Source organism: Bacillus cereus group sp. Bce041, assembly GCF_052646455.1.
On sequence record NZ_JBQXON010000013.1, the window covers coordinates 40,429 to 56,490 of the forward strand.

Sequence of the window (16,062 nt, forward strand, 5' to 3'; positions counted from 1 at the left end):
TTATTTATAAAAAAACGGATATCTTTTATAAAATATCCGTTTCACTCTTAGCTTTGATATAGGTTTTGTAATACTTGTTTTAACTCTGGTTTAATTGCAATAATTGAACGAATCGCCTTTACTTGCTGTTCCGCATCTTCAACATTAGAAGCATGACCTAATTCTAGCAATAAGCCCGTAGCAACTGTACCTGTACGATTACGTCCACCAGAACAATGGAAAAATACTTTTTTATCTTGTTCAACAGCTTCCTTGACCGCTGCAATTGCATTTCTTACTGATTCATCTTGCCCTTCTACACCTTCTACGATTGGATAAGCATGACGTTTAGTTCCAGCCGGAAACCCTTCTGGTTCTTCTCCACCAGCACGTAAATCAAACACCTCTGTGATCCCGTGCTTGTTTACTGCGTCTTGTATAGCTTCTACTCCACCAATATATACTTTTCCTTTTACTAGTTCGTGATAGTTAGTCATGTTTGTTAGTCTCCTTCAATTATTAGTTAGCAGCAGTTAGATCCGCCACTGATAACAAGTCCTGCGCCTTGTTGATCTTCTACATAGTCTAATGTTAAAGTATTAACGATTTCTGCTACCTTTGGATCCATTGCGACTTGAATACCGTTTACTGTTTCTGTGATGTCACTTTCTTCTGCTTCGCCTAAATTAATACCGTAACTAGGACCACAGCATCCAGCACCATCAAATGTAAAACGTAATGTTGTAACACCATTTTCTTTCATAGCAGTTTCAATAAACTCTTTTGCTTTATCTGTAATATTCATTATTATTTCTCCCCTTCACAGTAACTAATTAGAATTTTTTATTTTACTAACTCTTTAAGCTTCTCATATCCTACAATATCTTCCGATTGCCAAGGGATGATAACACAGTTATTTTGTGATTCCTTTTGTACTTCTTGAATCCACTGTATTTCGGACTGTGCTCTTCCTCTTAACACGAAATCACTTGTATGTGTTGCGTAAAAACTTTGATTGATAACACACCATTTCGGATTAATGTCCGCACGTTTTAAGTCTTCTTGTAGACGGCTCGCTTCATGAACTGGTGTTGCTTCTGCAAGTGTTACAATTACAACGCTTGTTTCTTCTGGATTACGCAAACGTGGTAATAAGTTTTTCACAGACTGTGGTACTTCACCCGTAGAACGTGCAATTTCCTTATGATACGTTTGTGCTGCATCTAGTAACAATAATGTATGACCTGTTGGTGCTGTATCAATTACTACAATTTCATCATTAGCTCTTTCAACAATATCGGCCAAAGCACGAAAGACTGCAATCTCTTCCGTACAAGGAGAACGTAAGTCCTCTTCAAGATACGCTAAACCTTCTTCATCAACTGTATCTTTTGCTTGCTCTATGACTTCCTTACGATAGTTTTCAACTTCTACTTTTGGATCAATTCGACTTATCGTAATGTTTCCTTGTTCTCCATGCATGACATAATCAATATGTGCTGCGGGATCAGTTGTAGTTAGGTGTACATGGTGTCCTTTTTCCGCCAGACCTACTGCAATTGCTGAAGCTACCGTAGTCTTTCCGACACCACCTTTTCCCATTGTAAAAATTACTCGTTTTCCTGATTCTGAAAGATTAGTAATCAATGTCTGAAGTGAAGGAATAGAGACGGTATTTGTTTCTTCATCTGAAATCGAGAGATTTTCCATTGGTTGAACCAGTTTTCTCATATTCTCTATCCCAGTAACATTAAACGGTACTAATGGAATTTCATAAGTAGGAAGATCTTTTAATTCTTTTGCCATGTTTTCTAACGCGCGTGATTGTCTCTTAAACAGTGCATTTGAGACATTATCACTTTGCATATAGTCTTTCAAAATCCCATTTACAAGTAGAAATTGATTACTAACACCAATTTCTTTTAATTCATGCGCTGCTCGTTCTGCTTCTTGTAATGGAGAACTATCTGGTCGTGTAACAAGCAATAACATCGTTTGGTTCGGATTAGATAGTGCCTGGACCGTTTGACTATATAACTCTTTTTTATCACCAAGTCCTGCTAATGGTCCTAAACAAGAAGCTCCATGAGTACTTTCTTCTAGGAAACCACTCCAAGCCGTAGGAAGTTGAAGAAGACGTAGCGTATGACCTGTTGGTGCTGTATCAAATATAATGTGATCGAATTTTGCTGTTAATTCTTTATTTGTAAGTAACGTAGAGAATTCATCAAATGCGGCCATTTCTACTGTGCAAGCTCCAGATAATTGCTCTTCCATCGTTGCAATAACAGCATCAGGGAGCTTTCCACGGTATGGACTAACAACACGTTCTTTATATTCATGTGCTGCTGTTTCAGGATCTAAGTTTGCTACTTGTAGATTTGGAACACTTGGAATTTCTTTCGGTTTATTCGTAAGTTCTATTTCGAACACATCTTGTAAATTAGAAGCTGGGTCAGTACTTATTAATAAAACTTGTTTCCCCATATCAGCTAACGTAATAGCTGTTGCACATGCAGTAGATGTTTTTCCTACTCCGCCTTTACCAGTAAAGAACAAAAATGGTGTGAATGCTATTGTGTTTGGGTTATATAAGTTTATCATTGCCTTTCACTTCTTTCTCTATTTTTTCACGTTTAACTTTAAACGTACGACTGGCTTTTGACTCAACTCTTCTACTGTTATATCTGTTAATTGTGTAAGTTCTTCATTTGTCAGGTGACTTTTTTCTTTTACTACTTTTCCATCTACCAAGGTTACAGGCAACACGTCTGGTCCTTTATCTGTTAATAGTTGACTAATAACAACATTATTGGCAAATGCATCTGGTTCACTTGCCAAATTATAACGAGTCACATCAATTCCTTTATTCTTCAAGTTGTTAACAGCAACTGAAATACGAATTAACTCTGGATCAACACTTGGACCGCAAACTCCAGTAGAACAACACATTGCAGGATCAAAAATTTCAATCTTTTTCATCTCTGATTTCTCCCCTTCTTTATAAAAAAGCCGAGAAAGAATTCTCGGCCTATTTTATTTTCAATTATTCTCCTGTTTCAGCATAATTTTTAATGCGTGCGCCAATTTCATCACGGACTCTTTGGAATACAGACCATTCCTGACCCGCTGGATCATCAAATCCCCAGTGAACTCGTTTTACATGTGGTGGTGTTGTCGGACATACATCATTTGCGTGACCACAAAGTGTTACAACTAAATCTGCTTTGTCTAAAATATCACGGTCAATGATATCAGATGTTTGGTCCGTAATATCGATGTCTACTTCTTTCATTGCTTTAATTGCATTCGGATTTACTCCGTGTGCCTCAATACCAGCAGAAAGTACATTCCATTTGTCACCTAAATATTTTTTACCCCAAGCTTCTGCCATTTGGCTACGACATGAGTTTCCTGTGCATAAAAAGTAAATTGTTTTCTTGTTTTCCATGATAATTCCACCTTTATTTATGAATGTTTATTTTTATTGTGTTTGAAAGTATTTACGTTGGAACCAAAGTGCTACATTTACAAGTGCTATCATAACTGGCACCTCAACTAAAGGTCCGATTACTGCTGCAAACGCTGCGCCTGACTGAATCCCAAATACACCTACAGCTACCGCAATCGCTAATTCAAAGTTATTACTTCCAGCCGTAAACGCTAATGTTGTTGATACCCCGTAACTCGCACCGATTTTTTTGCCCATAAAGAAAGAGACAAAGAACATGATTACAAAGTAAATGAGTAATGGAATTGCAATACGTACAACATCAAATGGTACGCTAACAATCACTTCTCCTTTTAGAGAGAACATTACAATGATTGTAAATAGTAATGCGATTAAAGTAATTGGACTAATCTTTGGAATGAATACTTTTTCATACCATTCTCGTCCTTTCGTTTTTACAAAAATTAAGCGTGTTAGCATTCCTGCGATGAATGGGATTCCTAAATATATAAACACTGATTTTGCAACCTCTGCCATTGTTATATCTACAACAGCACCTTCAATTCCTAACCATTCTGGAATAACTGTTACAAACACATAAGCATATACTGAGAAAAATAACATTTGGAATACAGAGTTAAATGCTACTAATCCAGCCGCATATTCTGTATCACCTTTTGCTAAGTCATTCCATACGATAACCATCGCAATACAACGAGCTAAACCTATCATGATTAAGCCCACCATATATTCTGGCTTATCTGGTAAGAATATAACAGCCAAAGCAAACATTAAAACCGGACCGATAATCCAGTTTTGTACCAGTGATAATACTAATACTTTTACATCTTTAAAAACGCGCCCCATCTCTTCGTAGCGAACTTTTGCAAGCGGTGCGTACATCATTAAAATTAGGCCAATCGCAAGTGGAATAGACGTTGTTCCTACCTGTAAACTATTCATTCCATCAACGAATCCAGGCGATAGATATCCAACTCCAATCCCTACTGCCATCGCAAGAAAAATCCATAGGGTTAGATATCGATCTAGGAAAGACAGACGTTTTTTCCCCGTGTTGCTCATCCTTCTCACTTCCCTTTCTAACTATTTATTAACAACCACACCGGAGTGTAGGGTTGCTCTTCACAATTTGTTTAATTTTCTCTGTTTGATCTGGTACATGTGCTAAAATATCTTCTAAAAGCGTGTATAAATCACTTGCTTGATTTAAAGAATAATAAATCCACTGACCTCTACGCTCTTCCTGCACTAAACCTAAATCCTTTAACTTTCGAAGATGCTGACTGATAGAAGGTTGACTCATATCAAATACTTCGAGAAGTTCACAAACACAGCATTCACGTTGTTTAAGGATTGATACAATTGTTAATCTTGTTTTATCTCCTAATAGTTTCAATAATTGAGATGCTCTTGTTACTTCTACAACTGTTTTTTCCATATCTACACCTACCTCATTATAATTACATAAGCATATGCTTATATGTTGTGTAAAAATAAAATGTATTATTCCTTCAAGTTACCTTATTCTCACTTTCAAAATAAGTATATAACTATTTGCTTATATGTTCAACTGAAAAATCTCACCTTTACAGAATCTTTACATTCGATTTCCTTATTTAAAATTTGTACTCTTTTTCTTATCCCAAAAGATATACACGATAAATCCTATAGGTCCTGTTAAAAAGATAAATATCAACCATATCAGAAAATGTTGCTTACTAATTTTATTTTTCCTATATTCGAGCGTAACATATGAACACATGTAAATAATCAAAAGATATATACCTAAAATTAGCAATTGATCTAACAATCCTATCCCCCCATTTTTTAATAGATAATTCTTAGGTGTTTTTTTAAATCATATCATAAGTAAATAATTATATGTCTATATAAAGGGTGATAAACTTTATAAAACCCCTACTAATTTAAATGAGGATTTACTTATCTGAACTATGCTTAAGGATTCGAGGTATATGTAAATAATTACGTTATAAAGGTATTCACATACCCTGCAAATGTGTAAATACCTTTACCATTTATATTTCAGATACAACTTTATTTATTCTGCAGTTAACAATTTTCCCATGATCATCACATCTACATGCTCGCCGTCCATTATTCCCTGCTTTTCAAACACTCCTACTTCACGATAACCCATTTTACGATATAGCCCTTGCCCTAGATTATTAAAAGAAAAGGTAAATAAAACAAATTTATAGAATTCATTTTGCTGTCCGGTCTTTTCTAAAGCTAAAAGTAATTTCTGTCCCAAACCTTTACCACGATATTCTCTCTTTATATATATAGATAGTTCACCTACCCCTCGATAAGCATATCGATGACTATATGGATTGATGGAAGCCCAACCGACAATATGTGAATTCTCTTCCATAACAATTACCGAATATCTATTTTCTCTTTTAAACAGCGATTCCATCACATATGTATCTGTTTTTATTTCTGTCTCTAAAGTTGCAATACGATCCTCAATACCCTCATTATAAATAGTCATAATTTCTTGTACATCTTGTTCGGTTGCTTTTCTAATCCCCATATTTATCTCTCCCTTATTCACCTCATATTTTTAAGTAGTTTATTAGCTTCCTCACAACAAATTTAGCATCCGCCCCAACTCCCCTTAATGTCGCAGAAGAAAACGAACGTTGACCTTCCAAACCAACATAATATACCCCTTGAACTTCTGTACTTACACCAGCTATTTGCATAGGTCTTCCTTCTGAGTCCAGTGCTCCAATAGAATTGAAATAAGAGAGATTAGGATGATAGCCCGTTGCAAAAATGACCGTATCGATTGGCTCCTTCTTCCCATCAGGCCAAACTACACCATCAGTGTAAAAAGATGTAAACATAGGTCTTTGATCTGGATTCCCCCTAGCTAATCGTTCCTTGTAATCACCTAAATCGATGACTCCACCTGAACTCGGTGCTGTTTTTCCAAATCGCCAAAACGGAAAGGTATCTATGCCTAATACCTTAAGCCAAAAATGTAAGTCATTCCCCCACACTTTTTGTTTCATAAGTTGAACAGGCTTTCGTACAGCTAAAGATACTTTACTTACATCGGCCAGTTCGAGCGCAATTTGGACAGCTGAATTTCTCCGCCCCACCACCACTACTCTTTGATTAATATAATGATTCGGACTCCGATACATAGCGGAATGTATAATATTTCCCTTGAATTTCTCTTGATCCTTTATTATCGGATTAGACGGACTGTGAAAAGAACCAGTTGCATTTATAATAGTTCTAGTCAAAAATGTCTTTCCAGAGACTGTTTGAACTTTAAATATTCCATCTTCTTTTTCTACAGATTCTACTCGCTGATTTAACATAATTGGTAGCTGAAAATTGTCCACATATTTTTGCAAGTAATCAATCACTTCGTTCCTCGTGGGATAATCATCAGGATGCCCTGGGAATTGCATTCCAGGTAACGATGAAAAACGTGCGGGAGAAAACAATTTCAGACTGTCATAATAGTAAGCCCAAGACCCAGCTGTCCGCTCACTCGCTTCTAATATTAAAAACTGTAATCCTTTTTTTTGAAGGTGATAACCAGACGCAAGACCAGCTTGCCCTCCTCCAATTACAATGGAATCTAATATTTCTTTCATCTTTATCCCACCTTTGCTTTACTTATTTAATTAGATTCTTTTAATTCTCGATACGCTTCAAGGAAACTCTGATAAGTTTTCTTTCCTAAACTGTTTTTTTCGAGTCTGAACATACTTTGAAAAACATAATCCTTTGCATTTTCAACATTACATTGGTGGGCATTCATTATTAATCTTATATAGGATACAAAATAGTCTTTCTTTAAATTACCCGCATGATTAATAACCATTTCATTGTGTTCTCCTTTCAAACTTAATTATTCTGTAAGGAGGAGTAATATAAATTACTCCTCCTTACAGTTATTCTCCTTAACAACAAGATTCTGTACCACAACATGAATCATCTACTTTATTAGGCTTTAAATTCACACTACAAACACCAGTCTCTGGCAAATCAAGTTCTACTTTTTCAGCTGCCTCATAATCACCAGTAAGGTAAGCAACTATAGATCTAACTTGTTCATAGCCTGTCGCCATAAGGAAAGTAGGCGCTCTTCCATAACTTTTTGAACCTACAATATAGAAACCTTTCTCTGGGTGTCGAAGCTCTTTTTCACCATGGGGGCGAACAGTGCCACAACTATGAAGGTTAGGATCGATTAGTGGTGCTAAAGCCCCTACACTTTCAGTAGCAGTATCAATAGAAGTACGTATTTCACTTATCATAGATAAGTTAGGGCGATTCCCTGTATTTACAATCATCTCATGGATATCAGTAATTTTTATTTCTTTCTCATCTTGATGACCTACAATGTCCATTCCGTTTTTTGTACTAACTACGTATTGAATTTTATATGGTGTCATTACTTCCACGATTCCTTCATCAACCAATTGATGAATGCGGCTACCTAAGGTTCCTCGTGCTTCAAGAGCATCTTTTTCCTCTCCTCCGTATGCTTCTTCCACACGTTGCTTTCTCATAATCCATACAATCTTAGTCCCTGGATAGGATTCCTTTAATTTTGCCAACTCTAATAAAGCATTGATTGCAGAATGACCACTTCCAACAACAGCTACATGCTTATTGGCATATCGCTTTTGTTCGTTTCCTAAAATATCTGGAATACCATAAAAAATATGCTCGTTAAGGGATTTCTCTTCTTTCAACCAGATACCATTAGAATTTGCCGGATTTGGATTTCCCCACGTACCTGAAGCATCTAATATCGTTCTAGCTTCATAAACTTGAAGTTTACCTTCTTTTTCTGTATAGATCATGAATGGCATTTTTTCACGATTCGTTGTTTTCATTTTATCTGTATCTTTCTTACCTATAGATAGTACTTTAGTATTCAAATGGATAAATGGTTTAATTTCTGGAAGGTTCGCAAGCGGTTGTAAGTATTGTTCTACAATTTCTCTTCCTGTTGGTAATGCGTTTATGTCTGGTGATTCCCAACCGTGTTGTTCAAGAAGAGCTAGAGTTACTTTATCTATGTTATATTGCCAAGGTGAGAATAACCGCACATGGCCCCATGTAAGAATGTTTGATCCTATTTTTTCTCCAGCTTCTAATAAGATAAATGATACACCCTGTTTTGCTAAGTGTGCTGCAGCTGCCAAACCTACGGGTCCGCCCCCAATAATTGCTATTGGTAACTGTTTTATTCTCTGCATACCAGTATTGTTTTGTAATGTTTGATTTTCTGTTCCGCAACACTCTTGTACTTTGAATGAAAGTTGAATAGGTTTCATGAAAAAACCTCCTTATTTTATCTAATATAGTAAGTGTAGTTCCTTAATTGGATTCTTTAAATCAAAAAAAATTGATTTAAAAGCCAGAGTGATTATTCAAGTTTAATCACTTATCAAAATGTTATGTTAATCAAAAAAAATTGATTTAAGATATATTAAAATGCTATTTCGTCCCAACCAAAGTTATGACATAGGACGAAATATACAGCATAATTGCTCAGATAATAGTGCATCTACTTCTTTTTTATTAATATTATAGTAACTCCATGTTCCTTTTGTTTCTTTCGTAATAAGGTTCGCATCAAGTAAAAGTTTTAAATGATATGAAAGTTTTGATTGTGGTAATTCAAGAACACCTGTTAAATCACATACACAAGTTTCTCCACGCTGACACAATTCGTACAAAATGTGTAACCTTTTTCGATCTGCCAATGCTTTAAACTTCTTTTCATACGTTTCAAAGGTTTGGGTAGTTGATTGAGTGTACAATTTAATTTCTTTCATGGTAATTTCCTTTCATCAATTTTTTTTGATATTTATAATATATACGCATTTCATTACTTTTACAACTAATAAATCAAAAAAAATTGATTTATTAGTTGTAAAAAGCATTTAGTTTATAAAGGTATACGTTGATAAACAGTATAAGAAAGATGGTATAAACGTTACTCCAACACCGATGCCAATCTCTTAATAGGCACAATGCTATCTATTACTAAATAAAGGCTCCTAACATATTTTTAATATCACGAATGATTTTATGAGCATTTCATACTAGTATTATCTACTTGATTAAGTCTGTTTTTTAAAGCGACATATCAGCGATAATTTATGTCTATTCTGTCCATGTGTTAGCAAGTTCGTTTGCAAACTTGTTAGCACTGTAAGTACATCCCAAATGTACTTATCTATATCACATTGTAAGTTCGTATATTTTTCTAACGATACTCCCCTAATCTATAGTGGTTTCTTGCCCTTAAATTTGTAAAAAATATTCTACACCAATAAGGGCTTCAACAATTCCGTTAATAATATTAACTCTTTACTCATATATAAATAATAGGGGCTGTAGCAATGAAATTTTTTAAGTAATAAGGGCATAAATTACTAATCTTTACAGCTCTGATGTCCACTAGTATTACTTAGAGAATATTCTAAAACTGAAAATTACTCCTGAGATATGATTGGAAAATCCGTACGATTTGAGTTTTTCCCATTATGTTTGATATCTGGTTTAATTACGTAATTTGGTACCGTTGCTAAATAAGATCCATAATTTACTTTTTATAGGGAGTGGAATATATGGGATCAACACAGTTAACAGGACGAGTAATCTTCAAAGGAGATCCAGGTTATTTAGAAGCAGTTAAAAATTGGAATCCTTATGTTGATGTCTTTCCTCTCGTCTTTGTTTTTGCACAAGATTCAGGCGATGTAAGTATTGCTATTAAATGGGCTCGTGAGAATAAAGTTCCCTTACGTGTCAGAAGTGGTCGACATGCTCTAGATAAAAACCTTTCAGTAGTAAATGGAGGACTTGTTATTGATGTGAGTGACATGAATAAAGTTTCTTTAGATAAAAAAAATGCGATTGCAACCGTTCAAACAGGAATTCACGTTGGCCCATTAGTAAAAGGATTAGCTCGTGAAGGTTTTATGGCTCCTTTTGGAGATAGCCCAACGGTTGGAATCGGAGGAATTACGATGGGTGGTGGATTTGGAGTACTTTCACGATCGATTGGTCTTATAAGTGATAACCTTCTTGCATTGGAAATGGTAGATGCGAAAGGCGAAATTCTTCAAGCGGATCATTGTAACAACGAAGATTTACTATGGGCTTCTAGAGGTGGTGGAGGCGGTAATTTTGGATATAATACTGAATACACTTTTAAAGTTCGTCGTGCCCCTAAAACAGCAACCGTCTTCAATATTATTTGGCCGTGGGAACAATTTGAATCGGTGTTTAGAGCTTGGCAAGAATGGGCGCCGTTTGTAGATTCACGATTAGGATGCTTACTCGAGATTTATAGCAAAGTAAATGGATTATGTCATGCTGAAGGTATTTTCTTAGGTTCAAAAGATGAAGCAATCGAATTATTAGAACCTTTAACTAGTATTGGAACCCCAACACAAATAGTTATAGAAACTTTACCTTATCCAGATGCTATAGATTTTTTAGATCCAGATGAACCAATACCTGGTAGATCTGATCAGAGTGTTAAGTTTTCTTCGGCTTGGGCACTTGATCTTTGGTCAGAAGAACCTATTTCGATAATGAGAAAATTTTTAGAAGAAGCTACTGGGACAGAAGCCAATTTCTTTTTTATAAATTGGGGTGGTGCTATAAGTAAAGTACCTAGCAGTAAAACAGCTTTCTTTTGGCGAAGTCCATTGTTTTATACGGAATGGACTGCTAGTTGGAAAAACAAATCAGAAGAAGCTTCAAATCTGGCATCAGTTGAAAGGGTACGCCAGCTGATACGACCATATGTAACAGGTTCTTATGTGAATGTTCCGGATCAAAATATTGAAGATTTCGGAAAAGCATATTATGGATCGAACTTTGAAAAACTTCGAAAAGTAAAAGCGAAGTATGACCCTGAAAACTTATTTCGTTTCCCTCAAAGCATACCACCATCTTCATCTTGTTAAATAGTTTATTTGTTTTACAAAATAAACTCCCTAGATTTTAAAATGCACCTCAATCGTTAATACCCTCTAACAATTGAGGTGCATTTTTCACATAAGAAAGTCTTCATTCTTATTGGCGTAAAAGCAAACATATATGAAATCCCCGTGATTTATATTGAAAATTTCGCATAATTTATTTTCACTTTAACTGGTGATTCACCAAATACCTTTTCATAAAACTCAATAGACTTCTCTAAATCAGTAACATTTATACCAACATGAACATACTTCATTGCTAATTCCACCTTTTTTTAAAAAATGATGGTCGTTTTGACAATTTTTTAATGTGTTTTTATTACTTTAAAATTGTTTTCATTTAATACTCTGAGCATAATAAAAAGCATGACAATTATATATCATGCTTTTTATTATGTATTATTTTCTCTTAACTTCACAATAAGTGTACAACTTTGTTTTGAATTGTATAACTTTGTTTTGAATTGTACAACTTTCTTTTAAGTTAACAAAAAATTGATTTATTATATTTAATTCATAAAAATAAAAAAGCACGGTCTAAAAATAGCCATGCTTTTTATCTATATAATTTGTAGAGCCATTATATTCATTAATGTACAACTTTGTTGTAAAGTCCATAACTTTGTTGTAAAGTCTACAACTTTCTTGTATAGTCCACGACTTTGTTGTAATTATACATTTTTAAATTTCACAATATCTGAAATACAGGTTTAAATCCCGCTTGCATTGCATCATCCAGCCCCTTACCTTGTGCTGGGTTCCATGCAGCTACGATTACGTTATAGCCCTCTGTCTTTAACTTTGTCGCAAAGTCTATAAGAGCTTTTCTTACTTTTTGATTCTCTACTAAATCGGCATCAAACGCTAAATAGACATTTTCTACACCCATATCCTTTAATACAGGCATAGTAATTCGCCAAGCATTTACACCAGGAATCGCAAGAACGGTTGTTCCTATTTCAGAAAGCTCCTCTTTATTAAATCTCTCTGAAAGCAAATCAGCAACCAGATCTGCTTTCATAGCTCCCTCTGTAATCATTACTGATTTAGTTTGATGAAGTGTACCAGAATTCCAATGTTTTAAATGAGAACTTGGTACCGCCACATGCACAGGAAGTGGATTTTCACTACCGCCTGCCCCAGTTCCATGATTTTTGTTTGCTGATGAGAGCCAGAGATATTTTTGCCCTTTATGTATCTTTACAACAATTTGTCCCTCTTGAAATGGAATCTCTACCTTTTTGCTCACTTCTAGTTCGCCTTCAAAGATACAATTACCATTTTTAGTTATCTTCACAACATTAGGCTGTTCGATTAATTCTGTTTGAACTCCAGTAGGTGCAGATTTCACATGAACGGAGTTTTTCACTTCATCCACACGAACTTGCCATCCAACAATTTGATTGTACTGATTCCGAAAAGGAATCAACATACCAGGAGAGCCTGACATCAAACGAAGAGAAAGTTGACCTTTCTTCATCTCATAGAAACCCGGGATCCCCTGCCAGCAATTTTTATTCCCCATCTGTTTAAATAGCTGCTCCCAAACAGTCGTATACGTATTATCATCCTCTAACACAATTTGTTGTTTTAAGAAAGAACGATAATGACGTACTTGTATTTGTTCCTCGCTCATTTTTCTATCTCTTAATAAATGTGCATGATGATGCTCTTTTAATGATATGAACTCCATTAATTTACGATTAAACACATTTAATTCCTCATTACTTTTCTTATCATGAATCTGAATTTCATCCACCTCAGGCAATTGATATTTATCTTTTCCTTTTATGTAGTGAATGTAGCTTGGATTACCCGTGTTTTTTCCATAAATCCATTTACTTTCTACACGTGTACATGCTACCTTATCTTGCGAAACGTGCAGCATACAATTACCTGTATCATAACAAACTGGACAAGGTATACGATAAAACTCCCACCAGCTACCTCTCGGATAAGCACTTGTTAAACGAAACTGTCCTTTTTGAATGTTATAATTCATTTTTCCCCACTCCTTATATACTGTTTATTATATATGGGACTATTACTTCCGTTAAACTTTTTATAATTACATTAGGATATTACGTATAATCACCTAATGGATATACAAAAGGATACGCATTACAAACTAAATAATCATTTCTATGTTCTTGATCTTGCAAATCCGATTCTACGTATGCTTCAAATGCTCTAGCAAACATCTTGTGATTTGTAGACTAATACTTTTTGCTTCTCTTCTTATCTAACTAAATTGTTGTATCACAAAGTACACAGACACTTTCGCTCGATAAGACATTCCATCAAATTTTCCACCTATTTTTCATAAAAATAAGCCAACATTTGTGTAAATCTCTTGAATTCTTTGTCAATCTTACGTTCCATACGTGTCTTTATTGCTCCTGATAAAATAAAAGATAGAAATTCATAGTAATTCTTCACTACGGATTTCTGTCATTCCCTCTGACTACATATTTCCATATGGTTCTGTAAATTATTCATTACGATACGCTGACACCTGTTAAAGAGAATACACCCTCTTTTATCGGATTAAGTGCTTGTAATGCACGTAAACTTTGAATAGGACCATCTGGATGTGCAGAATAAAATAATGATACTTCATAACAGATAATCATAATTAAGTCCCCTAAATAAAAATTTTTTCCCAATGTGATAATGGGTTCTCCAATCAAACAGATTTGGAAACAACACAAAAAGGACTTCTTAAAGTCGATTAAAAATGTATATAGCAAAATAAGCTATATATACACTAATCGGCTCAAAGAAGCCCTTTCAGAATTAAAACAAGACTCAGCTTGCTTCTACAGCTCAACCACAACTCATAAAGTGTGAGAATAAACAGAATCAAATAAACAATAAATACAATTACATATTAATGAATTCACATAAAAATTTCAACAACTTTATATTTCCTTAAGATTTTTCGCTCCATTCTACTTTCCAGTGAATATTTTTGTAGAACCATAAGTTTCTCCCGTGTTAAATTGCAATTCTAAATCTTGCTCTCTTATACTAGCTCGTACATATCACACTAATTTCATCAGTCATCCCCTAATATTATTTAAAATTTATCATTGTTTTATATACTCTATTTCAGACTAACTCTTAGATAAATATAAGGTATGATTTCAATAATTTTTCACAGCATTTTCCCACATCATCTAAAAGCATCAACTTTTAGACAGTTGAAATTTATTTTCGTTCTTTGTGTTCGTTTGTTTTGTAAAATGTTAAATAAAATCGAAACTGCATCCTTCTAGTTAATAATTAGTAATTAAAAAAATAATAAAAAAGAGTGCTATTAAAATATGCACTCTTTCAAAAGACTTTACCAATCTCGATGGTCACCATGATCATGCTCACGATCGCGGTCATGATTACGTCTACGACGACACTCATCACAATCGCAGTCACGTCTACAATGACAGTCGTTAAAATCGTTTCTTCTTCGTCTACGGCCGCAACCGCAAAATACTAAATCATCCCAAAATCTATTACAATCTCGAGAATGTCCAAAATTATTATCCCATCCCATAGATATGATTCCCTCCTCTAAAATAGAATTCATCATATTCTATGACTAAAAGGTAGAAATAGTTTGTTTATTAGCCCATGTTTTAAACTAATAATATTTCAATTTGCAAGTCTATCTCACGCCTTATCTTTCCTTAACAGCAAACAAGACGCCACCCAGATCACGGCAGCGCCTACGATAATTGCTATACACTTAATCAAAATCATTATATCCTCACATTATTTATTTCTTTGTTTCCATACCCCATTCTCTTTACGATAAGTATTCTTCCCATTCATGAATCCAGCTGTATTACCAGGGATGCTATATTTCTTATTCTTAGTCTTTTTCTTCATCCTCTTTTCTTCTTGAACAGCCTGCAAATCTACCTTCCATTGTTTCAACAAATCCTTTTTACGTCGCATCGAATTTGTACCCCTCAGATTAAAATGAAAATCCATTAATCATATTATATATATTTATGTTTTATTTTCAATATAAAGAGAGCACCCTCGCTATTGGCGCTCTCAATGTGAATTGGGGTTTATTCTGAGCATTGAATAGGACACGAAGAACTCGTCCTATTACATTATATGCTTGTCCTTATCAGAATGTGCAAAAAAAGCACCCTCGCCCAGGCGCCAAAAGATACATATACTTTGAGGTAACTAACACGTTAGAAAAGACCCTTCCATATCATTGTATGATTATCGATTATCTTTATACCTAGATGACTCATTAAATACGTTTAATGTGTAATTTCTATATAACTATGAAAAAAGCAACCGTTATGGACGTTTTCCTCATCTTACCTACTCAACTACATAAAATGGCTATTTTGTTCACATTTTTGATACATTTATGAAACATTCATGTGTTATCTTCAGTAAGTTCTTTTCTTTTCATAAACCGTGTGGGTTATACCAACACAAGAAGCTCTAGATCCCTAAATCTAGAGCTTCTTCGTTTTAATAACTATTTTGTTCAACTGTGTATAGACAACTATATATTTAGGTTTTAAAATATTATTGTGATTCCCACGTGGTTTCACATACGACTTTTTTCTTCGATTATGGGGTTCT

General features: G+C 34.6%; 17 protein-coding genes and 2 pseudogenes. 1 reads left to right on the plus strand and 18 read right to left on the minus strand.

Annotated elements, in window-relative coordinates; all coding sequences use genetic code 11:
* Positions 1–47: 47 nt before the first annotated feature.
* The 12 genes from ACUN13_RS26285 to ACUN13_RS26340 form a co-directional block, all read right to left on the minus strand.
* Positions 48–476 (minus strand): protein-tyrosine phosphatase family protein, encoded by a 429-nt coding sequence (locus tag ACUN13_RS26285; RefSeq protein WP_409532540.1) that lies wholly within the window; start codon positions 474–476, stop codon positions 48–50.
* 26 nt (positions 477–502) lie between these two features.
* Complete coding sequence (locus ACUN13_RS26290; protein ID WP_001027745.1) at positions 503–784, minus strand: HesB/IscA family protein; 282 nt, start codon at positions 782–784, stop codon at positions 503–505.
* A 38-nt stretch (positions 785–822) separates the two neighbouring features.
* Positions 823–2,583: an arsenical pump-driving ATPase gene (gene arsA, locus ACUN13_RS26295; protein ID WP_409532539.1), complete on the minus strand. Its 1,761-nt coding sequence runs from the start codon at positions 2,581–2,583 to the stop codon at positions 823–825.
* 18 nt (positions 2,584–2,601) lie between these two features.
* Entirely contained in the window at positions 2,602–2,961 is a 360-nt protein-coding gene (gene arsD, locus ACUN13_RS26300; RefSeq protein ID WP_000717836.1) for an arsenite efflux transporter metallochaperone ArsD, read from the minus strand.
* A gap of 64 nt (positions 2,962–3,025) precedes the next feature.
* Entirely contained in the window at positions 3,026–3,430 is a 405-nt protein-coding gene (gene arsC, locus ACUN13_RS26305; RefSeq protein WP_409532538.1) for an arsenate reductase (thioredoxin), read from the minus strand.
* Positions 3,431–3,463: 33 nt separating this feature from the next.
* Complete coding sequence (gene arsB, locus ACUN13_RS26310; RefSeq protein ID WP_409532537.1) at positions 3,464–4,513, minus strand: ACR3 family arsenite efflux transporter; 1,050 nt, start codon at positions 4,511–4,513, stop codon at positions 3,464–3,466.
* Between the two features lie 28 nt (positions 4,514–4,541).
* Complete coding sequence (locus tag ACUN13_RS26315) at positions 4,542–4,889, minus strand: ArsR/SmtB family transcription factor (protein ID WP_000416313.1); 348 nt, start codon at positions 4,887–4,889, stop codon at positions 4,542–4,544.
* A 621-nt stretch (positions 4,890–5,510) separates the two neighbouring features.
* Entirely contained in the window at positions 5,511–6,005 is a 495-nt protein-coding gene (locus tag ACUN13_RS26320; protein WP_445424022.1) for an arsinothricin resistance N-acetyltransferase ArsN1 family A, read from the minus strand.
* 22 nt (positions 6,006–6,027) lie between these two features.
* On the minus strand, positions 6,028–7,086 hold the full coding sequence (locus ACUN13_RS26325; RefSeq protein ID WP_336590192.1) for a flavin-containing monooxygenase: 1,059 nt from the start codon (positions 7,084–7,086) through the stop codon (positions 6,028–6,030).
* Between the two features lie 26 nt (positions 7,087–7,112).
* Complete coding sequence (locus tag ACUN13_RS26330; protein ID WP_000236376.1) at positions 7,113–7,316, minus strand: hypothetical protein; 204 nt, start codon at positions 7,314–7,316, stop codon at positions 7,113–7,115.
* A gap of 79 nt (positions 7,317–7,395) precedes the next feature.
* Positions 7,396–8,781, minus strand: coding sequence for an FAD-dependent oxidoreductase (locus tag ACUN13_RS26335; protein WP_336590193.1), 1,386 nt, complete (start codon positions 8,779–8,781; stop codon positions 7,396–7,398).
* 183 nt (positions 8,782–8,964) lie between these two features.
* Positions 8,965–9,285 (minus strand): ArsR/SmtB family transcription factor, encoded by a 321-nt coding sequence (locus ACUN13_RS26340; protein ID WP_336590194.1) that lies wholly within the window; start codon positions 9,283–9,285, stop codon positions 8,965–8,967.
* Positions 9,286–10,083: 798 nt separating this feature from the next.
* Here ACUN13_RS26340 and ACUN13_RS26345 point away from each other — a divergent pair.
* A complete protein-coding gene (locus ACUN13_RS26345; protein ID WP_002151906.1) occupies positions 10,084–11,433 on the plus strand; it encodes an FAD-binding oxidoreductase in 1,350 nt (449 codons plus the stop codon).
* Between the two features lie 158 nt (positions 11,434–11,591).
* Here the strand turns inward: ACUN13_RS26345 and ACUN13_RS26350 are convergent.
* From ACUN13_RS26350 to ACUN13_RS26375, 6 genes and pseudogenes are all read right to left on the minus strand, one after another.
* Positions 11,592–11,705, minus strand: a pseudogene (locus tag ACUN13_RS26350) (VOC family protein); the annotation flags it as partial.
* 431 nt (positions 11,706–12,136) lie between these two features.
* Positions 12,137–13,450 (minus strand): DUF3854 domain-containing protein, encoded by a 1,314-nt coding sequence (locus ACUN13_RS26355; RefSeq protein ID WP_088344568.1) that lies wholly within the window; start codon positions 13,448–13,450, stop codon positions 12,137–12,139.
* Positions 13,451–13,463: 13 nt separating this feature from the next.
* A pseudogene (locus tag ACUN13_RS26360) lies at positions 13,464–13,854 on the minus strand (LPD1 domain-containing protein); the annotation flags it as partial.
* Between the two features lie 92 nt (positions 13,855–13,946).
* Complete coding sequence (locus tag ACUN13_RS26365; protein WP_000582546.1) at positions 13,947–14,081, minus strand: hypothetical protein; 135 nt, start codon at positions 14,079–14,081, stop codon at positions 13,947–13,949.
* Positions 14,082–14,794: 713 nt separating this feature from the next.
* Positions 14,795–15,001 carry a hypothetical protein gene (locus ACUN13_RS26370; RefSeq protein ID WP_002164663.1) on the minus strand — a complete coding sequence of 69 codons (207 nt, stop codon included), beginning with the start codon at positions 14,999–15,001 and terminating at the stop codon, positions 14,795–14,797.
* Between the two features lie 218 nt (positions 15,002–15,219).
* The gene (locus ACUN13_RS26375) at positions 15,220–15,405 is read right to left on the minus strand and encodes a hypothetical protein (RefSeq protein ID WP_001253140.1); all 186 of its coding nucleotides are present in this window, start codon (positions 15,403–15,405) and stop codon (positions 15,220–15,222) included.
* Between the last annotated feature and the right edge of the window lie 657 nt (positions 15,406–16,062).